At 55.0% G+C, this 23,664-nt stretch carries 21 protein-coding genes; 8 read left to right on the top strand and 13 right to left on the bottom strand.

Annotated features, from left to right (window positions below; translation table 11 throughout):
* On the top strand, positions 1–150 hold the full coding sequence (locus ACS0RQ_RS25425; protein ID WP_271851049.1) for a hypothetical protein: 150 nt from the start codon (positions 1–3) through the stop codon (positions 148–150).
* On the opposite strand, the gene actP is transcribed toward ACS0RQ_RS25425, so the two are convergent.
* The 3 genes from actP to acs form a co-directional block, all read right to left on the bottom strand.
* Positions 147–1,796 (bottom strand): cation/acetate symporter ActP, encoded by a 1,650-nt coding sequence (actP, locus tag ACS0RQ_RS25420; RefSeq protein WP_271851048.1) that lies wholly within the window; start codon positions 1,794–1,796, stop codon positions 147–149. The two genes, ACS0RQ_RS25425 and actP, sit on opposite strands and share 4 nt — an antisense overlap.
* Positions 1,793–2,107 carry a DUF485 domain-containing protein gene (locus ACS0RQ_RS25415; RefSeq protein WP_039077883.1) on the bottom strand — a complete coding sequence of 105 codons (315 nt, stop codon included), beginning with the start codon at positions 2,105–2,107 and terminating at the stop codon, positions 1,793–1,795. The genes actP and ACS0RQ_RS25415 overlap by 4 nt, the downstream gene beginning before the upstream one ends.
* A gap of 274 nt (positions 2,108–2,381) precedes the next feature.
* On the bottom strand, positions 2,382–4,340 hold the full coding sequence (gene acs / locus ACS0RQ_RS25410; RefSeq protein WP_271851047.1) for an acetate--CoA ligase: 1,959 nt from the start codon (positions 4,338–4,340) through the stop codon (positions 2,382–2,384).
* 413 nt (positions 4,341–4,753) lie between these two features.
* Here acs and gltP point away from each other — a divergent pair, with 413 nt between their 5' ends.
* Positions 4,754–6,067 (top strand): glutamate/aspartate:proton symporter GltP, encoded by a 1,314-nt coding sequence (gene gltP, locus ACS0RQ_RS25405; RefSeq protein WP_271851046.1) that lies wholly within the window; start codon positions 4,754–4,756, stop codon positions 6,065–6,067.
* Between the two features lie 41 nt (positions 6,068–6,108).
* On the opposite strand, the gene ACS0RQ_RS25400 is transcribed toward gltP, so the two are convergent.
* Entirely contained in the window at positions 6,109–6,879 is a 771-nt protein-coding gene (locus ACS0RQ_RS25400; protein ID WP_271851045.1) for a DeoR/GlpR family DNA-binding transcription regulator, read from the bottom strand.
* 105 nt (positions 6,880–6,984) lie between these two features.
* Between ACS0RQ_RS25400 and ACS0RQ_RS25395 the strand changes: the two genes are divergently transcribed.
* The 3 genes from ACS0RQ_RS25395 to ACS0RQ_RS25385 all read left to right on the top strand — a co-directional run bounded on the left by ACS0RQ_RS25395 (position 6,985) and on the right by ACS0RQ_RS25385 (position 8,504).
* Positions 6,985–7,371, top strand: coding sequence for a VOC family protein (locus tag ACS0RQ_RS25395; RefSeq protein WP_271851044.1), 387 nt, complete (start codon positions 6,985–6,987; stop codon positions 7,369–7,371).
* Between the two features lie 159 nt (positions 7,372–7,530).
* Entirely contained in the window at positions 7,531–8,007 is a 477-nt protein-coding gene (locus ACS0RQ_RS25390; RefSeq protein WP_039077878.1) for a hypothetical protein, read from the top strand.
* Positions 8,007–8,504, top strand: a complete 498-nt coding sequence (locus ACS0RQ_RS25385; RefSeq protein WP_271851043.1) for a hypothetical protein — start codon at positions 8,007–8,009, stop codon at positions 8,502–8,504. Before ACS0RQ_RS25390 ends, ACS0RQ_RS25385 begins: the two co-directional genes overlap by 1 nt.
* A 74-nt stretch (positions 8,505–8,578) precedes the next feature.
* On the opposite strand, the gene fdhF is transcribed toward ACS0RQ_RS25385, so the two are convergent.
* Entirely contained in the window at positions 8,579–10,726 is a 2,148-nt protein-coding gene (fdhF, locus tag ACS0RQ_RS25380; RefSeq protein WP_271851042.1) for a formate dehydrogenase subunit alpha, read from the bottom strand.
* Positions 10,727–10,995: 269 nt separating this feature from the next.
* On the opposite strand from fdhF, the gene ACS0RQ_RS25375 reads away from it, so the two are divergent.
* Positions 10,996–11,727 carry a response regulator transcription factor gene (locus ACS0RQ_RS25375; protein WP_271851041.1) on the top strand — a complete coding sequence of 244 codons (732 nt, stop codon included), beginning with the start codon at positions 10,996–10,998 and terminating at the stop codon, positions 11,725–11,727.
* Positions 11,728–11,732: 5 nt separating this feature from the next.
* Here the strand turns inward: ACS0RQ_RS25375 and ACS0RQ_RS25370 are convergent, their stop codons facing one another.
* The 6 genes from ACS0RQ_RS25370 to ACS0RQ_RS25345 all read right to left on the bottom strand — a co-directional run bounded on the left by ACS0RQ_RS25370 (position 11,733) and on the right by ACS0RQ_RS25345 (position 17,997).
* Positions 11,733–12,737 carry a carbohydrate kinase family protein gene (locus tag ACS0RQ_RS25370; RefSeq protein WP_271851040.1) on the bottom strand — a complete coding sequence of 335 codons (1,005 nt, stop codon included), beginning with the start codon at positions 12,735–12,737 and terminating at the stop codon, positions 11,733–11,735.
* Positions 12,737–13,597 (bottom strand): ketose 1,6-bisphosphate aldolase, encoded by an 861-nt coding sequence (locus ACS0RQ_RS25365; protein WP_271851039.1) that lies wholly within the window; start codon positions 13,595–13,597, stop codon positions 12,737–12,739. The genes ACS0RQ_RS25370 and ACS0RQ_RS25365 overlap by 1 nt, the downstream gene beginning before the upstream one ends.
* Positions 13,598–13,607: 10 nt before the next feature.
* Positions 13,608–14,294, bottom strand: a complete 687-nt coding sequence (locus tag ACS0RQ_RS25360; protein WP_271851038.1) for a D-lyxose/D-mannose isomerase — start codon at positions 14,292–14,294, stop codon at positions 13,608–13,610.
* Between the two features lie 195 nt (positions 14,295–14,489).
* Complete coding sequence (locus tag ACS0RQ_RS25355; protein ID WP_039077870.1) at positions 14,490–15,431, bottom strand: ABC transporter substrate-binding protein; 942 nt, start codon at positions 15,429–15,431, stop codon at positions 14,490–14,492.
* 39 nt (positions 15,432–15,470) lie between these two features.
* The gene (locus ACS0RQ_RS25350) at positions 15,471–16,481 is read right to left on the bottom strand and encodes an ABC transporter permease subunit (protein ID WP_039077869.1); all 1,011 of its coding nucleotides are present in this window, start codon (positions 16,479–16,481) and stop codon (positions 15,471–15,473) included.
* On the bottom strand, positions 16,474–17,997 hold the full coding sequence (locus ACS0RQ_RS25345; protein WP_193794917.1) for a sugar ABC transporter ATP-binding protein: 1,524 nt from the start codon (positions 17,995–17,997) through the stop codon (positions 16,474–16,476). Before ACS0RQ_RS25345 ends, ACS0RQ_RS25350 begins: the two co-directional genes overlap by 8 nt.
* Before the next feature lie 355 nt (positions 17,998–18,352).
* Between ACS0RQ_RS25345 and ACS0RQ_RS25340 the strand changes: the two genes are divergently transcribed.
* The gene (locus ACS0RQ_RS25340) at positions 18,353–20,917 is read left to right on the top strand and encodes an ATP-binding protein (protein ID WP_271851037.1); all 2,565 of its coding nucleotides are present in this window, start codon (positions 18,353–18,355) and stop codon (positions 20,915–20,917) included.
* Positions 20,918–20,947: 30 nt separating this feature from the next.
* Here ACS0RQ_RS25340 and ACS0RQ_RS25335 read toward each other — a convergent pair whose 3' ends face one another.
* Positions 20,948–21,277: a low molecular weight protein tyrosine phosphatase family protein gene (locus ACS0RQ_RS25335; protein WP_271851075.1), complete on the bottom strand. Its 330-nt coding sequence runs from the start codon at positions 21,275–21,277 to the stop codon at positions 20,948–20,950.
* Complete coding sequence (locus ACS0RQ_RS25330) at positions 21,255–21,500, bottom strand: hypothetical protein (protein WP_071194333.1); 246 nt, start codon at positions 21,498–21,500, stop codon at positions 21,255–21,257. Before ACS0RQ_RS25330 ends, ACS0RQ_RS25335 begins: the two co-directional genes overlap by 23 nt.
* Positions 21,501–21,818: 318 nt before the next feature.
* On the opposite strand from ACS0RQ_RS25330, the gene ACS0RQ_RS25325 reads away from it, so the two are divergent.
* A complete protein-coding gene (locus ACS0RQ_RS25325; protein WP_271851036.1) occupies positions 21,819–23,663 on the top strand; it encodes an ATP-binding protein in 1,845 nt (614 codons plus the stop codon).
* Position 23,664 lies beyond the last annotated feature (1 nt).

Raw genomic sequence — 23,664 nt, 5'->3', positions numbered from 1 at the left:
ATGCAAAAGCGTGATGTTGCTTACAAAGCAGGGGAAATGTTTGTGACAGGGATCGGCTTTTGGGCGGCAAAGAAGGTGATGTCTGTCACCTGTGGCGGGAAAAACTGTGATATTGCCCCGGTCATGGCTGACCGGGGCAGAGGGGCTTAGTGCGCGCGGCCCTGTGCGATGCCGACACCCGTTTGTGAACGGATGAACTGCGCACGGAACTGCTCACGCTCGCGAATACCTTCTTGCGTGTTGTCGGTAATCGAGAAAATCCAGATACCGATAAAGGCTACGGCGATAGAGAACAGCGCCGGGTATTCATACGGGAAAATCGCCTGCGCGTGGCCGAGGATTTGTACCCAAATGGTCGGGCCGAGGACCATCAGAATCACCGCCGTCAGCAGGCCCAGCCAGCCGCCAATCATTGCGCCACGGGTGGTCAGTTTTGACCAGTACATGGAGAGCAGAATGATAGGGAAGTTGCAGCTCGCCGCGATGGAGAACGCCAGTCCCACCATAAAGGCAATATTCTGCTTCTCAAACAGAATACCCAGCAGAATGGCGACCACACCGAGCACCAGTACGGTGATTTTCGAGACTTTCAGCTCCTGACGTTCGGTGGCGTCTTTACGAATGACGTTAGCGTACAGGTCATGAGAGACCGCCGATGCGCCCGCAAGCGTCAGCCCGGCAACCACCGCCAGGATGGTGGCGAAAGCCACAGCGGAGATAAAGCCGAGGAACAGGTTGCCACCGACCGCATCCGCCAGATGCACCGCCGCCATGTTATTGCCGCCAATCAGCGCGCCCGCCGCATCTTTAAAGGCCGGGTTTGCCCCAACCAGCATGATGGCGCCGAAGCCAATGATAAAGGTCAGAATGTAGAAATAACCCATAAAACCCGTGGCGTAGAACACGCTCTTACGGGCTTCACGCGCATCTGATACCGTGAAGAAACGCATCAGAATATGCGGCAAACCTGCCGTACCAAACATCAGCCCCAGGCCCAAAGACAGTGCGGAGATCGGATCTTTAACCAGACCGCCCGGACGCATAATGGCTTCCCCTTTCGGATGAACCGCCATCGCTTCGCTAAACAGGCTATTGAAGCTAAAGCCGACATGCTTCATCACCATAAAGGCCATAAAGCTTGCGCCGAACAGCAGCAACACGGCTTTGATGATCTGTACCCAGGTGGTGGCGAGCATACCGCCGAAGAGAACGTAGAGCACCATCAGCACGCCGACCAGCACGACCGCAACGTGGTAGTTGAGGCCGAACAGTAACTGAATAAGCTTACCTGCACCGACCATCTGGGCTATCAGATAGAGCGCCACCACCACCAGCGAACCGCAGGCGGAGAGGGTGCGAATCGGCCCTTGTCTGAGGCGATACGAGGCGACGTCGGCAAAGGTGTAACGCCCCAGATTGCGCAGACGTTCGGCAATCAGGAACAGAATAATTGGCCAGCCGACGAGGAAGCCCAGCGAGTAAATCAGCCCGTCGTAGCCGGAGGTGTAAACCAGCGCAGAGATCCCGAGGAACGACGCGGCTGACATAAAGTCACCGGCAATCGCCAGGCCATTCTGGAAGCCCGTAATATTACCGCCAGCCGTGTAGTAATCGTTACGCGAACGCACCCGTTTTGACGCCCAGTAAGTGATATAGAGCGTCAGCGCCACGAAGATCAGGAACATGATGATCGCCTGCCAGTTGGTTGGCTGGCGTTGGACCGCGCCGGTAATGGCATCGGCGGCGTTGGCCGTAAAAGGCAGTGTGGCGGCGAGCGCCGTCAGAACACGCTTCATGATGCTTTTACCTCTTGCAGAACGGTTTTTGTCAGACGATCAAACTCGCCATTTGCCCGCCAGACGTACACGCCGGTCAGCAAAAACGAAATCACAATCACACCAATGCCAATCGGAATACCCCGCGTGACGCTGCTGCCCGCAGAGATCGGCGTACCGAGCCAGCCTGGCGCAAAGGCGATCAGCAGAATAAAACCGACATAGATAATCAGCATGATGATGGAAAGAATGAAGGCAAACCGTTGCCGCTTTTCGACGAGCTCCCTGTAATGCGCATTGTTTTCTATCCGTTGATAAATGGTGTCATTCATCACAGAACTCTCCAGAGGTATCCCCTTCGTCTTTCACGCCACAGGTTCGTTGGCTGCACTTGTTACTCGGCTCATCCCTGGGCCTCGCCCCTGACGGGGCCGTTACAAGTAACGTTCAAATCTGTTCCAGACAGATTTGTCACCCCAGTCACATAGTTATCTATGCTGCTGGGGATGTGCGCGTTTGCCGCCTTCCTGTAACGCGAAATCCTTTGGGTAGGGTTTTTATTATTCCCTCTCCCTTTTAGGGAGAGGGGCAGGGTGAGGGTCGTTGTTACGATGGCATGGTGATGGCCTGCTTCTCTTCGAGCAGTTTCTCCACGACACCCGGATCCGCGAGGGTCGAGGTATCGCCGAAATTGCTGGTATCCCCGGCGGCAATTTTGCGCAGAATACGGCGCATGATTTTGCCGGAACGGGTTTTGGGCAGAGAGTCGGTCCAGTGCAGGACATCCGGCGTTGCCAGCGGGCCAATCTCTTTACGTACCCAGTTGCGCACCTCGGTATAGAGCGCAGGGGTCGGCTCTTCACCGTGGTTCAGGGTGACGTAAGCGTAGATGGCCTGGCCTTTAATATTGTGTGGAATGCCCACCACCGCGGCTTCGGCGATTTTCGGATGGGAGACCAGCGCCGATTCAATCTCCGCGGTCCCCAGACGGTGGCCGGAAACGTTCAGCACATCGTCCACGCGGCCGGTTATCCAGTAATAACCATCTTCATCGCGGCGCGCGCCATCGCCACTAAAGTACATATTCTTGAAGGTTGAGAAGTAGGTCTGCTCAAAACGTTCGTGGTCACCAAACAGGGTACGCGCCTGGCCCGGCCAGGAGTCGGTAATCACCAGGTTGCCCTCGGTGGCCCCTTCCTGCGGATGACCTTCGTTATCCACCAGCGCAGGCTGCACGCCAAAGAACGGACGGGTCGCGGAACCCGCTTTGAGCTGTATCGCACCCGGTAACGGGGTGATCATAAAGCCCCCGGTTTCGGTCTGCCACCAGGTGTCCATGACCGGGCATTTTTCGTTGCCGATTTTCTTCCAGTACCACTCCCAGGCTTCCGGGTTGATGGGCTCGCCGACGGAACCGAGAATGCGCAGCGAAGAGCGGTCCGTACCGTCAATCGCTTTGTCACCTTCCGCCATCAGCGCACGGATAGCCGTGGGCGCGGTATAGAGAATATTGACCTTATGTTTGTCCACAACCTGGCTCATACGCGCTGGCGTCGGCCAGTTCGGCACCCCTTCGAACATCAGGGTAATCGCGCCACAGGCCAGCGGTCCGTACAGCAGGTAGCTGTGGCCGGTGACCCAGCCGACATCGGCGGTGCACCAGTAGACGTCGCCGTCGTGATAATCGAAGACATACTTAAAGGTGGTGGCTGCATACACCAGATAGCCGCCGGTGGTGTGCAGTACGCCTTTAGGCTTGCCTGTAGAACCGGAGGTATAGAGGATAAACAGCGGATCTTCGGCATTGACTTCAACCGGCTGGTGTTGCGGGCTGGCGTTGGCGGTGAGCGCATCCCACCACAGGTCGCGGCCTTCGTGCCAGTCGATGTTGCCGCCGGTGCGTTTAAGTACCACGACATGCTCAACGGTTTTTACATTCGGGTTTTTCAGCGCGTCATCAACGTTCTTTTTCAACGGGATATTACGCCCGGCACGTACGCCTTCATCGGCGGTGATCACCAGACGGGAGCTGGAGTCCACAATGCGTCCGGCAACGGCTTCCGGCGAGAAGCCACCGAAAATGACCGAGTGGATGGCACCGATACGCGCACAGGCCAGCATCGCGACTGCGGCTTCCGGAACCATGGGCATATAGATAGCCACCACGTCGCCTTTTTTAATGCCCAGGTCTGTCAGTACATTGGCAAAACGGCAGACATCTGTATGCAACTGGCGATAGGTAATATGTTTACTTTGGCTGGCGTCGTCGCCTTCCCAAATGATGGCGGTTTGGTCGCCACGTTCGGCAAGATGGCGGTCAAGACAGTTGGCCGCAAGGTTCAGCGTGCCGTCTTCGTACCATTTAATGGAGACATTACCCGGGGCGAAGGAGGTATTTTTCACTTTCTGATAGGGTTTAATCCAGTCAAGGATTTTGCCTTGCTCGCCCCAGAAGGTGTCAGGGTCGGTAATGGATTGCTGATATTTAGCCTCGTACTGCTCCGGATTGATCAGGCAACGTTCCGCAATATTTGCGGGAATATCGTGTTTATGGATTTGGCTCATGGCTTTTGCTCTCCTTGTAGGATGTTAATAATATGTCAAATAAACGTTAATTATAGGGGCTTTGCCTGGTTTGTTTATTATTTGCGCTATAGATCACGCATTGATTGAACAGTATGAAAACTGAACAAATGAATCTTTGAAGCAAAATAATTGCCGGAATTAATTATCTAAAAATGGCTGAAAAAAAGTTTTTTCATAACAAATGGTTATGTATGATAAATGGCATAAAAAAGCGTTTTTATGCATAAATTCAGTCAATACCCCTTCTGGTAAAGGGTTGCGCCCTACACCCTGCAAATGGTACTGATAATGCGCGTTAAAAAACCCCGCAAGAGCGTGTGACGCTAACCATACCCTTTCCGTATGAGTCGTTCCCCACCGGGAAGGTCGCTTCATTGAGGATGTCTCGAGTTATGAAAAATTTGAAAGTCAGCCTGGCCTGGCAGATTTTGCTGGCCCTGGTGCTGGGTATTCTTCTGGGCAGTTACTTGCATTATCACAGCGACAGCCGCGAATGGTTGATCGCGAATCTCCTGTCTCCGGCAGGCGATATCTTTATTCATTTGATCAAAATGATTGTTGTGCCGATTGTTATCTCCACGCTGGTGGTGGGTATTGCCGGTGTGGGTGATGCGAAACAATTGGGGCGTATTGGCGCCAAGACCATTATTTATTTCGAAGTGATCACCACGGTGGCCATTGTGCTGGGCATTACGCTGGCGAATGTCTTCCAGCCGGGGTCGGGCATTGATATGTCACAACTCGCGGCGGTGGATATTTCGAAATACCAGAGCACCACGGCAGAAGTGCAAAGCCACGCGCATGGCTTGATGAACACGATTTTGTCTCTGGTGCCGACCAACATCGTGTCTTCGATGGCGAAGGGCGAAATGCTGCCGATTATTTTCTTCTCGGTACTGTTTGGCCTGGGGCTTTCTTCACTGCCTGCCACGCACCGCGAACCGCTGGTTACGGTGTTCCGTTCTATCTCCGAAACCATGTTCAAAGTGACCCATATGGTGATGCGTTACGCGCCGGTCGGCGTATTTGCGCTGATCTCCGTAACGGTCGCGAACTTCGGTTTTGCGTCCCTGTGGCCGTTGGCGAAACTGGTGGTGCTGGTTTATTTTGCAGTGCTGTTCTTTGCGCTGGTGGTGCTTGGACTGGTGGCGCGGATGTGCAAACTCAGTATCTGGACGCTCATCCGCATTTTGAAAGATGAGCTGATTCTGGCCTACTCCACTGCAAGCTCCGAAAGCGTGCTGCCGCGTATCATTGAGAAGATGGAAGCCTATGGCGCGCCAGCCTCCATCACCAGCTTCGTGGTTCCGACCGGTTACTCCTTTAACCTCGACGGTTCTACGCTGTACCAGAGTATTGCTGCCATCTTTATTGCACAGCTTTACGGTATCGAGCTGTCGCTGGGCCAGGAGATCATTCTGGTGCTGACGCTGATGGTTACCTCTAAAGGTATTGCCGGTGTGCCGGGCGTTTCGTTCGTGGTGTTGCTGGCAACCCTGGGCAGTGTGGGCATTCCGCTGGAAGGTCTGGCCTTTATCGCCGGTGTTGACCGTATCCTTGATATGGCGCGTACTGCCCTGAACGTCGTGGGTAATGCGCTGGCGGTACTGGTTATCGCCAAGTGGGAACACAAGTTTGACCGCAAAAAAGCCGCGGCTTACGAGCGTGAAATGCTCGGCAAGTTCGACAAGACGGCCGATCTGTAATCGTCACGCCGCCTTCCGTCCGGGAGGCGGCGCTTCTTGCTTCAGGCCGTGATAACGGTAATCTGTTGTTCCTTTAATACGGTACGCAGTGCATCGCTGATATTCGCTTCAACGATTATCACGTCAAGCGCCTGAGGCCGTGCCACAACATAGCGTGCCACGCCGGGCAGTTTCTCTGCCGTCAGGGCAACAACCGTCTGGTTACTCTGTTTCAGCACCGCTTTTTTAAATTCGCAGTCGGCAAAATCAAACCCCGTCAGCCCAACATCCGGGTCCATAGCGCAACCGCCGATAAACACCTGATCGAATAACATCTCCTGAATCTGTGCAACGGCACCGCTGCCGACGCATCCTCCCGTGGCCTGATGAATCTGCCCGCCCAGAAGGATCACTTCGCTGTGCGAGCGTTTCATGAGTTCGACGGCGATTTCGGGTGAGTTCGTCACCGCTGTGATGCGGATATCCGCAGGCAGGGCTCTGGCGATGGCCAGATTCGTCGTACCGGCATCAATGAAAATACAGGTATCTGGCTTCACCAGCGCTGCGCATTGCTGCGCGATCTTGTCCTTTTCTGCACTATTTTTCACTTTGCGACTGTGAAAATTCCCCGCCTCCGGCAACTGTAGTACCGCGCCGCCATAGACCTTTTTGCACACGCCTGAATGACTAAGTTCTTGTAAATCCCTGCGAATCGTATGTTCAGACACCTGCATCTGGCTGGCCAGTTCTGCACAGACAACGCGTCCGTTTTCCTGCAAAAGCTGGCGAATACGTGCTTGTCGCTGTTGCGGAAAAGCTGCATAATCGAGCATAAAGCCTCTTTATTGAAATATCATCGAGCAATAATGAGCATAATCCAGCATCATGAACCGCCTTGTCAATGCGGCTACCGGGCATAACCACTGTGGAGATAAAAGATGAAAATTGCACACGTCGCGCTCTGGACGCGCAACCTGGATGCGCAGGTCGCTTTCTGGCAGGAAGTGTTCGGCGGGCAGAGCAACGAACGCTATCTCAGTAAAAACCGTCCTGGCTTCGCCTCGCACTTCATTTCCCTGAGCGAGGGGCCGACCATTGAACTGATGGCCTTGCCTGAGCTTGATGATGCGCCGGCTAACCCGGAGTTTGTCGGCTGGGCGCATATCGCGATGACCGTTGGCGGTACCCATGAGGTGGACGCGATGGCGCAAAAAGCAGAGGCTAACGGGTGTTTGCTAAGTCCGGCGAGATGGACCGGTGATGGGTTTTATGAAGCGGTGATTGCCGACCCGGACGGCAATCGCATTGAGCTGGTTGCGGCGTAATATCCCTTACCGGGCCATATAATATATGCACGCTGACTGTCGCCTCCTAAATTGCGGGGCGATTTTTTTATAGCAGATTAAGTAATTGTAGCCATAATACGTCTGTCGCGGATATTAGCACGCGTTTAACGTTACCCTGATGATACGGAGAGTTCAGGAATGTCAGACTTTTATCTACATGAAGGCAATCGCTATATTGTTAAAAATCAAAAGGGATTGAAAATAGCCCTGGCGATCGCGTTTGCTGCGATGGGTGTTTATGCCTATTTCAAACATGAATCATCACTGCGCGGTATTATTGTCGCGCTCGTTTTATTTGCCATTGCCGGCGTGATGCTGGCGACGCTGCGCATCAAGATGGTATTTGATTTAGATAAACGCATTTTTTATATCCAGAACGGCGGCGGCAAAACGACGTACAACCAGTCGTTGGATAATTTCGCCGGGCTTGAGTTGATTCGCCAGTACCGTTTTTTTGGCCTTATTCGTAACAGTATTGTCAATGTGGTCTTTAACGTTGACGGTAAAACCTCGAAAATGCCGATAAGGCAGTTTGGCCCCGGCCAGAAAGCGCCGCAGGCTATGATGGAAGAGACGGAAGCCTTTCTGGGTATCAGCCCGCGAGGAGATGCCTGATGCCAGCCCCTTTGCTGGTAGAGTTGACCGACCGGCGCCTGGTCTATCGTCCGTGGAAGGTCGGTAGCGCACTGGTATTTGTCGCGGCCGGTATTGCCCTGCTGGTCGGCACGTTTATTTGGACGCAAATGAACGACAGGACGCTGCAATCCGTCATCGTGTTTCTGCTTTTCGGCGCCGTTCTGACGGGGTACGGGCTTATCTACACCCTAAAGAATGCGGAAGTGCTTATTTTTGATGTCGCCACCGGGCGAATAACGAAGAAAGCCCCCTTTCTGCCCGAAAAAGATCTCAGCCGTTTTAATGAGGTCTACTCCATTTCGCGCGTCGGGGAGATGCGGACATTTCATTATGCCCTGAGCCGTAAGAGTGAGCACGGCGGCGGTAATATTGCCATTTCTGACGATTTTTTAAGTGAAAAACGCGAACCTGAACGCGCTGCGTTTGAAGAGAATATTTTGCCTGTTATTTCAAGGCTGCTTAATTTAAGACCATAATAATTTAATGGTTATGTCATAAATAACAAAAAAACGGGGTGCGATAATCACCCCCCGTTTTTTTTACGCCGCTATTAGCCCAGTGCGCTTTCGCGCAGACGCGATTTCAGTTTGTTGTACTCGTCGATCACATACTGCTCGGCAGCACGCTGGTCGGGAATACGTTCCACATTCACCGCGCAGTACTTGTACTCTGGCGTTTTGGTAATCGGACTCAGGTTCTCCGTCACCAGCTCGTTACAGGCACCAATCCACCACTGGTAGGTCATGTACACCGCGCCTTTATTCGGGCGTTCACTGACCTGCGCACGGGTGATAATCCGGCCTTTACGCGAGTTCACCCACACCAGCGCTTCATCTTCAATACCGAGGCGCGCGGCATCGGCGGTGTTGATTTGCGCGTAGCCGGGTTCATCTGCCAGTGCCGAAAGCGCCGCACAGTTGCCGGTCATCGAACGACAAGAGTAGTGGCCCACTTCACGCACGGTAGAGAGCACCATCGGGAACTCATCGTTGAGTTTGTCGACTGGCGCGACCCAGTCGCAGGTGAAGAACTTCGCCAGCCCGGTATCGGTGTCGAACTTCTCTTTGAAGAGATACGACGTCCCCTGATCGGCATCCGATGTATCGCGACACGGCCACTGAATGTAGCCCAGCTCACCCATTTTCTCGTAGGTGGCGCCGTAGAAATCCGGGCAGAGATGACGCAATTCGTCCCAGATTTCCTGCGTGTTGTCGTAATGCATCGGGTAGCCCATACGGGTGGCAATCTCACTGATAATCTGCCAGTCCGTTTTCAGATCCCACTTCGGTTCTACCGCTTTAAAGAAGCGCTGGAAGCCACGGTCAGCCGCTGTGTACACACCTTCGTGCTCCCCCCAGGAGGTGGATGGCAATATGACGTCCGCCGCCGACGCGGTTTTGGTCATAAAGATATCCTGCACGATGACCAGTTCCAGATCCTCAAACGCTTTACGCACGGCGGAGAGTTCTGCATCGGTCTGCAGCGGATCTTCCCCCATGATGTACGCGGCGCGCACTTCACCATGCGCCGCGCGGTGCGGCAGTTCGCTGATGCGATAACCGGTATGCGCGGGCAGCTCGGCCACGCCCCAGGCTTTCGCAAATTTATCGCGGTGAGCCTGTTCTTTGACGAACTGGTAGCCCGGGAAGGTATCCGGCAGCGCACCCATATCGCAGGCGCCCTGGACGTTGTTCTGCCCACGTACCGGGTTCACCCCCACATGCGGTTTGCCCAGGTTGCCCGTCAGCATGGCGAGACTTGTCAATGAACGTACCGTCTCTACGCCCTGATAGAACTGGGTTACGCCCATACCCCACAGGATGCTGGCGTTTTTCGCACCGGCATACATGCGGGCGGCTTTACGGATATCCGCAGCGCACACGCCTGTTATCTCTTCCACCGACTCCGACGTATAGCCTTCGACGATTTTTTTATACTCTTCAAAACCCTGGGTACGCGAGGCCACAAACGCCTGGTCGTACAGGTTTTCTTCAATAATCACATGCCCGAGTGCGTTTAACAGCGCGATGTTCGAGCCGTTTTTCAACGCAACGTGCATATCAGCAATGCGCGCGGTTTCGATTTTGCGCGGATCGCAGACGATGATTTTTGCCCCGTTCTGTTTCGCCCGAATCACGTGGTTAGCGACGATAGGGTGCGAATCCGCCGGGTTATAGCCAAAGATAAACACGAGATCCGTGTTATCGATTTCGTTAATGGCATTACTCATTGCGCCATTGCCGACCGACTGGTGCAGACCTGCAACCGATGGGCCGTGTCAGACGCGTGCGCAGCAGTCCACGTTATTGGTACCAATAACGGCGCGCGCAAATTTTTGCATTATGTAGTTGGTTTCGTTCCCCGTACCGCGGGACGAGCCGGTTGTCTGAATCGCATCCGGGCCATACTTCTCTTTAATGGCGCTCAGGCGAGTGGCAACGTAATCCAGGGCTTCATCCCAGGAGACGGCTTCCAGTTTGCCGCCACGCTGGCGACGGATCATTGGGGTTTTCAGACGAGGCGTAAGGATCTGTGTATCGTTAATAAAATCCCAGCCATAGTAGCCTTTCAGACACAGGGTACCCTGGTTGGTCTTTCCTTGCGCAGCCTCCGCCCGAACGATTTTTCCGTTATCCACCACCAGGTTAATCTTGCAACCTGAGGCGCAATACGGACAAACCGTGACGACTTTTTTCATCGCTATCGCTCCAGTTAAGAAAGATCGCGCTTTGCGCGCTCACTCGACCCATTATGCATCTTCTATGCCATGCTTCTTTTGTGGGTATTACCTGATTTTACGTCCGAATTTTGGTCAAAATACTGACGAAGGGCAGGCCATCGTCAAATTTGACGTGACGAAGGCGAGGGGATGTGACCGCGATTATAAAAACAGCATTAATTCACCGCCTTTATGGTTCCGCCAAATAAAATAAAGCAACGAGTCACTTTTCCTGACGGATGCGGACAATGAAACCTGCGATTCTGGTAGTGGATGATGATGTGGCGGTCTGCGAACTGCTCAGGGATGTGTTGAGCGAGCATGTCTTTACGGTACACGTGTGTCATAACGGGCTGGAGGCGATTGCCGCGGCAGCAAGGCATCCTGAGATTGCGCTGGTGTTGCTCGATATGGTCCTGCCGGACATCAACGGCCTGATGGTGCTTACCCAACTGCAGAAACAACGTCCAGAGCTGCCGGTGATTATGCTCACGGGGCTGGGCAGTGAATCGGATGTGGTAGTGGGGCTGGAAATGGGGGCTGATGACTATATTGGCAAACCCTTTACCCCACGGGTGCTGGTGGCGCGGGTGAAGGCAGTGATGCGCCGCACGGGCGCGCTGGCGGCGGATGTGCAGACGATGAAAATGGCCGGGTATGCCTTCAATGGCTGGCATCTTGATCCCGCACGCTGCCAGCTTAGCGACCCCCGTCGGCAAACTGTTGATTTAACCCAGGGGGAATACAGCCTGCTGCTGGCGCTGGTACAAAACGCGCGTCGTGTACTTAGCCGTGAGCAACTGCTGGAATTGACCCACAGTGAAAGCATTGAGGTGTTTGACCGCACTATCGATGTATTGATCATGCGCCTGCGCCGTAAAATTGAGATCAACCCGCATCAACCCGCGTTAATCAAAACAATACGCGGGCTGGGCTATGTTTTTGCGGCGGATGTCGTACACAGCGAACAGGCGGCGTAGCGGCGCTACGGCGCGCCGTCGATCTCTTGTTTTAATTCTTCCAGCGATTTCGCCCCGTCGATGGCGTTCGCGCAAAGCAGGCTTGCCCGGGCGCAGGCGTGGGCCAGTTGAATGCTTTGCGCCAGCGGCCAGTGTTCGTGGCAACCGTAGAGCAGCCCGGCGCAAAACGCATCTCCCGCACCGACGCTACCGATGATCTCCTCCTGCGTGAGCATCTGGGTGGCTATCCACTGACCCTCGCGGCCAGGTTCCTCGCCCCATGCCCCCTCCGGGCAGTGGATCACCACGCGCTGGCGTACCCCGGCGGCGAGCAACTGCGAGGCGGCCGTGGCGATGTTGGCAATATGCGGCGAATCGTCAGGCAGGCGCATCTCCAGCCCGCTAAATTCTCCCGCTTCCATCTCATTGATGACCAGATAATCCAGATGCGGCAGGCAGGGCATCACCAGCGGCTGATAACGCGGATCGCCCTTGCGGGAGACCAGATCGAGAGAGGTTTCGTAACCCTGCTCGCGCATCTGTGCCAGCAGGCGGGCGCTGCGGGTACCAAACTCCTCATCCGGCAGGTCAAGGCTGTCGAGCAGCAACAGATAGCCGAGATGGAAGATTTTCATGGTCTGGTCCAGGCTGTCGAATGCCGGGAGATCCAGAAGACGGTTGGCGCCAGGGGAGTGGAAGAAGGTGCGTTGGCCGGTTGGATCGGTCATGACCTGCGACATGGAGGTCGGGGCAGAATTGGTACGCTGCACATGCTGGCGATTGATGTGATACTGGTCGAGCATCGCCATAATGTAATCCCCATCGCTGTCTTCACCCACCAGCCCCACCGCCTGAAGCGGCATGCCCGTGCGCATTTTTGCCAGCGTCAGCAGGACATTGAGCGGCGCTCCGCCGGTAGAGCGCTCGCTTTGCGTGATCTCTGCTAACCAGCCTCGCTCCGGCCATTGCACAATCTGGTGTACATGATCGACCAGCATGTTTCCGGCGGCGATAACTCCTTTTCTTTCCATTAGAGTTGCCCCGCGCTGCCAAAGACGCGCATCTGCCCGGCAACGGTGTCGGTGATGGCCTCTTCCACGCTCAGCAAGAGCTGGGCGAATTCGTCGTAGAGAGGCTGGCGGTTGGCCATGCGTGCTTCAATGGTGTCCAGCGCCGCTTGCGACATCCCGGTATAGAAATTGATTTTATGGATGCCAAGCCCGATAGCGCGCCGGAAATCCGCGTCACTGATGCCGGAACCACCGTGGAGCACCAGCGGCAGGCCGGTTTGCTGGCGAATCGCCTCCAGGCGAGTAAAGTCGAGCTTCGGTTCCCCTTTGTATTTACCATGGGCGTTACCAATGGCGACGGCGAGGGTGTCGATACCGGTACGGTCGACAAAATCACGCGCTTTGGCGGGGTCGGTAAACCAGGCTTCATCCGCATGACCATACAATGCGCCACCTTCATCGCCGCCAACGGCCCCGAGTTCAGCCTCCACCGAGACGCCCACCGCATGGCACATCTTCACCACTTCCCGCGTCTGGCGAATATTCTCTTCATATTCCAGCGTAGAGCCATCAAACATCACCGAGGTAAAGCCCAGCCTTAAGGCGCGCACCACGGATTCAAAATGCAGGCCGTGATCGAGGTTAAGCACCACCGGAATGTCATGGTGGGCGGCTTCGTATTTCACCGCTTCCACCAGTGATTCGAGGGAGACATATTTGAAGTGCACCTCGGCGATATTGATGATGAAAGGCGAACGCTCCTGTCTTGCCGCAGCATACAGCGCGCGTAAAAAATGGGAGTCAAGCACGTTGAACGCGCCCAGCGCGTAGTGATGTTCACGGGCGTGCGCCAAACCCTGGGCAAGCGAAATCAAAGCCATCGTATTCTCCTTAGCTCAGAAACAGACCATATTCGTTACACAGCACTAGCTGCGCGGGTTCGTCTTCCAGAATGTCGTTAAAGCGATCTACCGGGTGCAGGAAGTGGTTGTCATGCTCGTCATCGTTGACCGACGACACTTCGCCGACCAGCACATCGCCGAAACCAGACTCTCCCCAAAAGCTGTGGTACAGACCGGGCGGCAGGCAAATGCTTTCCCCTGGTGAGAGGCGTAACTGGCTGCCCGCTGAATGTGTCTGGAGACAACCGTCGATAACCACGCTCACGTCGGTATACGTCGTCTCTTCATGCGCGCCGGCGTTCCACAGCTCGATAATCAGATTGCCGCCGCCACGGTTAATAATGTCTTCGCGTTTGCGCCAGTGAAAATGCATGGGTGTGACCTGCCCGTCGCGCACGTGCATGATTTTTTCCGCATAGCATTTGGCGTAAGGGGTGCCATTTGGCGAACCATTGCGCAGGGTGAAAAGGGTGAGCCCCTGGGTGTAAAAATCATCACCGCCGAAAGCGGTGACATCCCAACCCAGCTTTAAGTCGAAGACTTCGCGCCAGCTATCGTGATCAAGTTGATGCCATTTGGTTGGGGGAAAACTGGCGAAGGGCGGCAAGTGGACGTCGTGCATGGAAAAGAATTGCCGGGTATGGCCGAGGATTTCATTGATTTCGGAGCGTTTCATGGCTATCTCCTGATGGCATTTGAGCGCGTTGCGCCCCTCACCCTAACCCTCTCCCCACAGGGGCGAGGGATGGTTTGCTCCCTCTCCCCACAGGGGTGAGGGGATGGTTTGCTCCCTCTCCCCACAGGGGTGAGGGGATGGTTTGCTCCCTCTCCCCTGTGGGGAGAGGGCAGGGGTGAGGGGAAAAATCCGCACTTACTTAACCGTCCAACCCTTATAGGTACTGACGTTTTTCTTGTCGATCATCGTCACCGGGATCAGCACAGGCTCTTTCGGCGCGGGTTTCCCCTGCAGAATGTCATAGCCGATTTCCACCGCTTTGGCCGCCATGACCTGGGGATCTTGCGCCGGGGTCGCGACAAACAGCGAGTTCTCGCGTTTCAGCGCCTCTTCACCGTCCGGGCTGCCGTCCACGCCAACGATAAAGAACTCGTTACGTTGTGCCTGTTTAGCCGCCAGATCGGCGCCGATCGCCGTTGGATCGTTAATCGCAAACACACCGTCGATCTTCGGATTCGCGGCCAGCAGCGAGGTCATCACTTCCAGACCCCCTTCGCGGCTGCCTTTGGCGTTCTGGTTAGATGACAGCACTTTGATATCCGGGTGGCGCTTGAATTCGGTCTGGCAGCCTTCCACACGGTTCTGTACCGCAGAGACCGGCGGTCCGTTGATGATCACCACATTGCCTTTACCTTTCAGACGGTCGGTAATGTACTTACAGGCCATCTCTCCGGCCTGGGTGTTATCCGAGGTAATAGTGGCATCTGCCCCTTCCGCCGCAACGTCAACGGCGACCACGACGATACCGGCATCTTTCGCGCGTTTGACCGCAGGCCCAATGCCTTTCGAATCCGCGGCGTTGAGGATAATCATGTCCACTTTGGCGGCGATAAAGTTATCGATTTGCGCCACCTGTTGGCCAAGGTCGTAGCCGCTGGAAACCAGCGTCACTTTCACCTTATCGCCCGCCAGTTTACGTGCTTCCAGCTCCGCCCCTTTGGTGATTTGCACGAAGAACGGGTTGGCAAGGTCGCCTACCGTTACCCCGATCGATTTCAGTTCTTTTGCCTGCGCAAATGGCGCCGCGGCAAGCAGTGCGCCAGCACAGAGCGCGGTGACTAACGGCTTCAAACGCATATTCTTTCCTCACGTAGGGTTTTCAGGGAAATCTTGTTGTTATGCACTTTGATGATGTCGGGTACGGTATTTGTCTATCAGCACTGCAATGATGATCACCGCCCCTTTGATCACCAGTTGCCAGAAGTAAGAAACGCCCATCAATGTCATGCCATTGTTCAGGGTGGCGATAATCAACGCCCCGACCAGCGTACCGGTGATGGTGCCGATGCCGCCGACGAAACTGGTGCCGCCGAGGATGACCGCCGCGATGGCGTCAAGCTCGTAGCCCATACCAAGGTTACCGTTGGCGCTGTACAGACGAGACGCGCTCATCACCCCGCCAAGGCCAGACAGCAGGCCGCTCATGCCGTAGACAAACAGCAGTACCAGCCACACTTTGATACCGGTAAGACGCGCCGCCTGCATGTTGCCGCCGACGGCATAAATGTGCACGCCCAGGGTGGTACGACGCAGGATGAACCAGCAGACCACAATCACCGCCAGCGCAATCACCACCAGCCAGGGGATCGGCCCGAGATAGTTATTGCCAATCCACTCAAACCCGATACTGGAGTTGATGACCGTGGTGCCGTCCGCCAGCAGGTAAGCCGCGCCGCGCAGCGCCGTATAGGTGCCAAGCGTAACGATAAAGGGGGGAAGCCCGGCGAACGCGACCAGTACGCCGTTAAACAACCCCAGCACCAGACCGAGCATCAGCGCGGCGGGTACGGAAAGGAAAGCCAGTTCCGGGATCAGCGACACCACCATCGCCGCCACCGCCGTGGTGCCGAGGATGGATCCGACTGACAGGTCAATACCGCCGGTCAAAATGATAAAGGTCATCCCCGCCGCCAGCACGATGTTGATCGATGCCTGGCGAGTGATATTCAGCAGGTTGCTTTCCGTAAAAAAGTTCGGTGCAATAAAGCCAAATACTGCGACAATCAGGATCAAGATTGGCAAGATGCCGACCGTTTGCATCAGATCGCCCATCAGCATTTTTTTCGCCGAGGCCGATTTCGCCACCTGTTGTGGCGTGGTGGCAGAGGTCTCTTTCGATTCAGTCATGGTGCACCGCCTGATGATGGGATTCGTTCACGCCGGTCGCCAGCGTCATAATGTTTTCCTGGGTAATACGTTCGCCTTCCAGTTCACCGGCGATACTGCCTTCATGCATCACATACACGCGGTCGCTCATACCGACCACCTCCGGTAACTCGCTGGAAATCATCAGAATGGCCACCCCTTTACGCGCCATCTGGCTCATGATGCGATAGATTTCGCTTTTGGCCCCGACATCGACGCCGCGTGTAGGCTCATCGAGAATCAGGATGCGTGGCCCGATGGCGACCCAGCGGGAGATCAGCAGTTTTTGCTGATTGCCGCCGGAAAGACCACCCGCCCGCACCTGAGAGTGGGGCACGCGGATATTGAGTAACTTGATGGCGTCATCGGAGATGGATTGCGCTTTTTTGCGGTCGAGCAGGCCGTAACTGGCATCGCGCTCAATGGTCGCCATCGTGATGTTTTCCTGCGCGGCCAGCTCCAGAAACAACCCTTGTTCTTTGCGGTTTTCGGTGAGAAAGCCGATGCCTAAATCAATGGCGGCTCGCGGGGAGTGGATAACCACCGGTTCGCCATCGATTTCAATCACCCCGCCGGTAGCTTTACGCACGCCAAAAATCAGTTGTGCGAGCTCTGAACGACCTGCGCCCACCAGGCCGGCAAGGCCGACGATCTCTCCGGCACGTACCTGCAGGCTGACCGGCTGGATTTTTTTGCCGTCGGTGAGGTGATGAATGTTCAGACGGACATCGCCCCGTGGAATATCGCGTTCTTTATTGAAGAGATCGCTGAGCGGGCGGCCCACCATCATGCGTACCAGTTCTGAGGCGTTGAGTTTGTCGCGGGTCAGGCTGCCCACATACTGACCATCACGCAGGACGCTAACCCGGTCGGAAAGTTCATACACTTCTGCCATGCGGTGGCTGATATAGATGATTGCCATCCCTTCGTCGCGCAGACGCATGATCAGTTCAAACAGGCGGTGTGTTTCACGAGAGGAGAGGGCGGCGGTGGGTTCATCCATCACCAGAATACGGCTGTTACGATGCAGGGCGCGGGCGATTTCGACCTGTTGCTGTTCGGCGATGGTCAGTTTCATTACCAGGTCGCTGGCTTTGAATTGAGCGCCGAGGCGGTCAATCACGCTTTGCGCCTGAGCGACCATGTCCCGGCGCTGAATTAACCCACCGCGGGAAATCTCACTGCCCAGAAAGATATTTTCGGCGACGGTCAGATTGGGGGCTAACTGCATCTCCTGATAAATCAGCGTGATGCCAGCCGCCAGCGCGTCTTTTGGCCCTTTGATATTAAATGACTGCCCGTCAATTAATATCTCGCCGCTGGTGGCGGTGTATGCCCCCGCGAGGATCTTCATCAGGGTGCTTTTACCTGCGCCGTTTTCCCCCATCAGTGCGTGGATTTCGCCAGGATATACCGTCAGATCCACGCCTTTGAGCGCGTAAAACTTGCCAAACGCTTTGGCAATATTGCGCATCTCCAGAACCGGCGTCTTGCTCATGGCTTACTCCTGCAAGGGTTATCAATACTTGCAGTCCACCACGATGAAATAAATGCAGAATGACATTGGGCGTTCATATTTGTCATATTGCTGAATAGTTAACGAAGATCACAGTTACGCAACATAACTTCCTTCACCCTCACCCCAGCCTCTCCCTGGAAGGGAGAGGAAGAAAACCCAGACCGCACCGAGCAGTCTCCTCGCCCCTCCGGGGAGAGGGAGAAAACCCAGACCGCACCGAGCAGTCCCCTCGCCCCTCCGGGGAGAGGGAGAAAACCCAGACCGCACCGAACAGTCCCCTCGCCCCTCCGGGGAGAGGGTTAGGGTGAGGGGAACACAGACAACGGAGCCCGCTATGCCCTATCGGCACAACTCGTTTTTCGCCAGCACGCGCGGGCGGTTACTGTTCTTCAACTTGCTGGTGATGGCCGTGACCCTGATGGTTTGCGGCGTTGCGGTATTGGGATTTCGCCATGCCAGCCAAATCCAGGAGCAGGTGCAGCAGCAGACGCTGGATGACATGACCGGCAGCATGAACCTTGCGCGTGATACGGCAAATGTCGCCACGGCGGCGGTGCGCCTTTCGCAGGTGGTGGGGGCGCTGGAATATAAGAGCGAAGCGGAACGGCTTAAGGCGACCCAAATGGCGCTGCAAAAATCGCTGGAACAACTCGCCCGTGCCCCGCTGGCCCAACTGGAACCGCAACTGGTGGAGCGCATTACCTGGCGCAGTAATGAACTGGAACAGAGTGTGACGCAGATGCTGGAGCGTGGTCAGCGCCGCCATCTTGAACGTAATGCGCTACTCAGTTCGCTGTATCAGAACCAAAGTTATCTACGCCATTTGCAGGAGATTAACCAGCGCGATGGCATTGCCATCGGCGATCCCCGTTTACTCGGCGAAATGGACAGGCTGCTGGCCGCTGCCATCCGTACCCCCTCGCCGCGCCCGACGATCCAGCAACTGACGGAGATCCGTACACAGTTGCCAGAGCGCACCAACAACCCGGTGGTGAATGGCATTTTGCAGGATTTCAACGATGAGCTGGCAAAGCTCGGCCCGCTGGCGGCGCAACTGGATGAGAGCGATCTGGCGATAAGCTGGTTTATGTTTCATATCAAAGCGCTGGTCGCCATTCTCAATACCGATATCAATCAGTACGTTGCCCAGGTGGCGCAGGCTTCTGAGCAGCGGACCGCGCAAAGTCACAGTGAAATGCGCTCGATCATTATCTTTATCAGCGCCTTTGCCCTGCTGGCGCTGGTGATTACCGGGTTTGCTGGCTGGTATATCTACCGCAATCTGGGGTCGAATTTAACGGCGATTTCCCGTGCGATGTCCCGTCTTGCGCGCGGTGAGCCGGATGTTCCCGTTCCGGCGCTGCAACGGCGCGATGAACTGGGCGAACTGGCGCGTGCTTTTAACGTCTTCGCCCGCAATACCGCCTCGCTTGAGCACACCTCAAAGTTGCTCAAAGAGAAAAGCACCCAACTGGAGACCACCTTCCATGCCATGCGTGACGGCTTTGCGCTGTTCGATAGTCAGGGCTGCCTGGTGGTGTGGAACCCGCAGTATCCGTTGCTGCTTGGCCTCTCTGCCGAGGCGCTGCAACGCGGACAGCACTATCAGAGCCTGCTGCGTCAGGTGAGTGAGCTGCCGGACCATGTGCAGGAGAACCTGGCGCGACCCATGCCAAAACCGCAGGAGCTTCGTCTGGCGGATAACCGCACTATTGAGCTGCGATTTAGCCCGGTGCCGGGGCGCGGAATGGTCAACGTCGTGCTGGACCGAACGGAACGTAAGGGGCTTGAAGAGGCGCTGTTGCACAGCCAGAAAATGAAAGCCGTCGGTCAGCTTACCGGTGGGCTGGCACATGATTTCAATAACTTACTGGCGGTCATTATCGGTAGCCTGGAACTGGTGAACCCGCAATCGCCGGATGCCCCGCGTATCTCTCGTGCGCTAAAAGCGGCTGAGCGTGGGGCGATGCTGACCCAGCGTTTGCTGGCCTTCTCGCGTAAGCAATCTCTACACCCCCATGCAGTAGAGATGCAGCCGCTGCTGGAGAACTTAAGCGAACTGATGCGTCATTCTCTTCCTGCCACGTTGACGCTGGAGATTGAAGCTCAACAACCTGCCTGGCCTGCATGGATTGACGTTGGCCAACTGGAAAACGCCATCATCAATCTGGTAATGAACGCGCGGGATGCGATGGAAGGGCAGAAAGGGACGATCAAGATCCGTACCTGGAACCAGCGTGTGACGCGCAGCGACGGACGCAGGCAGGATATGGTGGTACTGGAAGTGATCGACAGAGGTTGCGGCATGTCCGAGGAGGTGAAGGCCCGCGTCTTCGAGCCGTTCTTCACCACCAAGCAGACCGGCAGCGGTAGCGGCCTGGGGCTGTCGATGGTATACGGCTTTGTGCGCCAGTCCGGTGGACGGGTGGCTATTGATAGCGCGCCAGGTCAGGGAACCACGGTGCGTTTACAGCTTCCACGCGCATCGGTACAGGTCGTCAGCCCGGTCGAGCAGGCGCCCGCACAGGAAGCTGACCGTACTGATAAGTTAATCCTGGTGCTGGAAGATGAAGCGGATGTACGACAAACCCTCTGCGAACAGTTACACGGGTTGGGGTATTTAACGCTGGAGGCGGAGTGCGGTGAACAGGCGCTGGCGCTGCTGGCGGCATCGGAAGATATCGGCATGCTGATTAGCGACCTGATGCTGCCGGGGCAGATGAGTGGCGCGGAAGTGATTAATTTCGCCCGTCAGCACTACCCGCATTTGCCGCTGTTACTGATTAGCGGCCAGGATTTACGGCCGGCGCATAACCCTGCGCTACCGGATGTTGAACTGTTGCGAAAACCCTTTACCCGCGTGCAACTGGCACAGGCGCTGCAACGGATTGCGGCGTAGCGGCCATTGATGCGCCCCTGAACACTGGGTCTATGGGGCGAGGCCAAGTACCGGGGGAACGATCTCTTCGAGGAGCGCGATCAACGCAGGGTCCATGTAGCGGTAGTCATCGGGGATATCGAGAACGTGAAGCAGTTTATTGTCGATGATGCGACGATAGTCGGCCATTAAGCGGTTTTTATGTTTCTGCTCCATCACACAGATAACATCTGCCCACTGCAACCCTTCGGCACAGACCGTTTTTTTGGCATTGCGACTGGTCCCCGCAGAACGGACGTTAAGCCCGGGATAACGGCGGAACACCTGTTCCGCCGTGGGGCTGCGCCATTGATTACGACTACATATGAAAAGGACGTTCATTGGCAAACAGATACTCTTCCAGGCCGCGCCTCGTCCTTTGTTGACGGGTTACACGTGGATACTCAATCCCCAGTTGTGCGGCCCGCGTTACTTTTTCAGAACGCAGATACAGCATCTTCCAGTTTTTTTCGCCACGAAAACGTAAAAGCGCGGTGTGAACATCACGGGACTTATTGCGCCGCTTTTGGGCACGGCGCCAGTCCCGGCTACGGGGTGTTTCCATTGTTTTTTCTCTCTTCGATTGATCGGGTTCAGCAGCCGCGATAATACGGAGAGAGCAAACAGCGAAATTTTATTCCATTTCGTTATGGCGTGCGATAGCAATTAATGAACTTGTCATTTTACTCAGATATGTTGCGTCACATAACAGAGAAAAGTATCACCCGAAATAATTCATATTCTATTAATAAACACCCTTTAAGATTTTATCGACTTATTCTTCCTGGCTGAAAATAATAATTTGTAGCCGCGATTTTTTTGTAGCTGCACCTATACTTACCTGTTTGCAATGTAATTGAAAAACCAGAGATCTGAAAAAATTATGGATAATAAGATCGTCGCTATTGAGCAGCATGATACAGCGGTAAATCTGCATGGCCTTATGCAGGTGTTAAGTAAACATCTTTACTCCACGCCCATGGTTGCATTGCGTGAGCTTGTACAGAATGCGCATGATGCGATAGTCCGGCGCAGACTGGAGGAGGTTGATTCTTCCTTCACGCCTGAAATTCGGGTTACCGGTAACCCGCAGAATAAAACGATTACCATTTATGACTCAGGTGCGGGCCTGACAAAACAAGAAATCCATGAGTTCCTGGCAACGGTCGGCATCGGCTATACGCGGCAATTGCGCCAGGAGGATGATGATACCGGCCTCATCGGTATGTTCGGTCTGGGTTTCTTATCTTCTTTCGTGCTGGCACAACAGGTTGTTGTCCATACCACATCCTGGAAAACGCCGCAGGAAGGTTGGGTTTATCGTTCCGATAACGGCGAGACGTATCGCATCGAATCTGCCCTGCCCAGGGAACCTGGCTTTACGGTCACTCTCAACCTTAAAGATGAGTTCAGCTACCTGGCGGATAATCCGTTGCTGGAAACGCTGCTTGGCCGCTACTGCGTGTTGATGCGTGAACCGCTGTTCGTGGGGCAATCGGAGACGGCGGTCAACCATCTTTCGCCCCCCTGGCGCCGTGACCCCGACTCGGCGGTCGTACTCCATCCGGGGCTTCGGCAGAAGCAGAATATTGAGTTTGCCAGCCGTTTTGAACGTACTTTTACTCCTATTTGCACCATCGATATCACCCCTTCTGGCAAAAGCGATGTGGTCGGCATTCTCTGGATCCAGGATGGCGCGACTTATGGCACCAGCGATAACCGTAATTTGTCGCTCTTTTTGCGTGGCATGCTGCTTGACGATCAGGCGCACGACCTGCTGCCGCTGTGGGCCGGTTTTGTTGGCGGCGTCGTGGAGTCCAACGTCCTGACACCCACGGCGAATCGGGAAGATTTACAACGTGATGACGCCTATTTCGCCACCCAGCATGCATTAGCCGAAGGGTTAATTAAAGGGTTGGGTGAGCTGGCGAAAAACCAGCCGGCTATCTGGCGGCGTGTGCTGCTTCGTCATAATGAAGCGCTGCTAGGTGCAGCGATCTGCGACGAAAGGCTGTTTGATCTGCTCAAAGATGATTTGCTCATTCCGACCTCGAAAGGCGAAATTCCGGTTCGCAGTCTGCGCCAGCAAAATACGCTACTGGTGATGCCGGGAGAAGAGAGTTCTTTCGAAGAGATGTTATTTCGCCTCTCCGGGCGCCCCGTCGCGCTGGGGCATCGTTATGCCGTTATACCGTTTCTACGCCGTTGGGCCACGCTCTATTCAGCGCGGCTCATTGAAATTGGCACCACGGGCGGCAACCAGTCATTGTTCTCCTGCCATGAAATTAGCCAGCAGGAAGAACAGTGGTGGCGCGAACAACTGGCCGATGATGAAGAGTGCGTTATTTCACGATTTGAGCCCGCGGTGCTCCCCTTTGTGGTGGTACCGAATCGCGAAGTGGAATTAAAACAGCGGCTGGAACAGGATGACGCCGACCGACGCATGAGTACTGCGGCGCTGATGCTGGCACGGCAGTTTACTCAACGGATCAGCGAGCAGTCTGATAAACAGCTCTATATTAATTTTAATAATCCGGCCATCAAGGCGCTTTCTGCTTCCTGGCAAAATGGGAAAAACACTGACGTTGCCTGTCAGTTATTGAAAAGCATGAAGGTCATCTTATCTTTTCAATTACAACGTTCGGGACCCAATGATTTTCATCAGGCGCTGGATAATATTAACCAGATAATAATGACGCAATTTCTTGCAAATAAAGGGGAGCAATAAA

Source organism: Phytobacter diazotrophicus (assembly GCF_052061655.1).
Classification (GTDB): domain Bacteria; phylum Pseudomonadota; class Gammaproteobacteria; order Enterobacterales; family Enterobacteriaceae; genus Phytobacter; species Phytobacter diazotrophicus.
The sequence above is the reverse complement of the archived record's forward strand: the minus strand, read 5'-3'. Positions and strand labels throughout refer to the sequence as shown.

Bases quoted from the DNA above. Each gene is read 5' to 3' on its own strand.
- ACS0RQ_RS25415 (WP_039077883.1), bottom strand. From the start codon at position 2,107: ATGAATGACACCATTTATCAACGGATAGAAAACAATGCGCATTACAGG.
- ACS0RQ_RS25335 (WP_271851075.1), bottom strand. From the start codon at position 21,277: ATGAACGTCCTTTTCATATGTAGTCGTAATCAATGGCGCAGCCCCACG.
- ACS0RQ_RS25395 (WP_271851044.1), top strand. From the start codon at position 6,985: ATGAAAATTGCACACGTCGCGCTCTGGACGCGCAACCTGGATGCGCAG.
- ACS0RQ_RS25340 (WP_271851037.1), top strand. From the start codon at position 18,353: ATGCCCTATCGGCACAACTCGTTTTTCGCCAGCACGCGCGGGCGGTTA.
- acs (WP_271851047.1), bottom strand. From the start codon at position 4,340: ATGAGCCAAATCCATAAACACGATATTCCCGCAAATATTGCGGAACGT.
- ACS0RQ_RS25325 (WP_271851036.1), top strand. From the start codon at position 21,819: ATGGATAATAAGATCGTCGCTATTGAGCAGCATGATACAGCGGTAAAT.
- gltP (WP_271851046.1), top strand. From the start codon at position 4,754: ATGAAAAATTTGAAAGTCAGCCTGGCCTGGCAGATTTTGCTGGCCCTG.
- ACS0RQ_RS25400 (WP_271851045.1), bottom strand. From the start codon at position 6,879: ATGCTCGATTATGCAGCTTTTCCGCAACAGCGACAAGCACGTATTCGC.
- ACS0RQ_RS25425 (WP_271851049.1), top strand. From the start codon at position 1: ATGCAAAAGCGTGATGTTGCTTACAAAGCAGGGGAAATGTTTGTGACA.
- ACS0RQ_RS25355 (WP_039077870.1), bottom strand. From the start codon at position 15,431: ATGCGTTTGAAGCCGTTAGTCACCGCGCTCTGTGCTGGCGCACTGCTT.
- ACS0RQ_RS25370 (WP_271851040.1), bottom strand. From the start codon at position 12,737: ATGGAAAGAAAAGGAGTTATCGCCGCCGGAAACATGCTGGTCGATCAT.
- ACS0RQ_RS25375 (WP_271851041.1), top strand. From the start codon at position 10,996: ATGAAACCTGCGATTCTGGTAGTGGATGATGATGTGGCGGTCTGCGAA.
- ACS0RQ_RS25360 (WP_271851038.1), bottom strand. From the start codon at position 14,294: ATGAAACGCTCCGAAATCAATGAAATCCTCGGCCATACCCGGCAATTC.
- ACS0RQ_RS25390 (WP_039077878.1), top strand. From the start codon at position 7,531: ATGTCAGACTTTTATCTACATGAAGGCAATCGCTATATTGTTAAAAAT.
- ACS0RQ_RS25350 (WP_039077869.1), bottom strand. From the start codon at position 16,481: ATGACTGAATCGAAAGAGACCTCTGCCACCACGCCACAACAGGTGGCG.
- ACS0RQ_RS25365 (WP_271851039.1), bottom strand. From the start codon at position 13,597: ATGGCTTTGATTTCGCTTGCCCAGGGTTTGGCGCACGCCCGTGAACAT.
- actP (WP_271851048.1), bottom strand. From the start codon at position 1,796: ATGAAGCGTGTTCTGACGGCGCTCGCCGCCACACTGCCTTTTACGGCC.
- ACS0RQ_RS25330 (WP_071194333.1), bottom strand. From the start codon at position 21,500: ATGGAAACACCCCGTAGCCGGGACTGGCGCCGTGCCCAAAAGCGGCGC.
- ACS0RQ_RS25345 (WP_193794917.1), bottom strand. From the start codon at position 17,997: ATGAGCAAGACGCCGGTTCTGGAGATGCGCAATATTGCCAAAGCGTTT.
- ACS0RQ_RS25385 (WP_271851043.1), top strand. From the start codon at position 8,007: ATGCCAGCCCCTTTGCTGGTAGAGTTGACCGACCGGCGCCTGGTCTAT.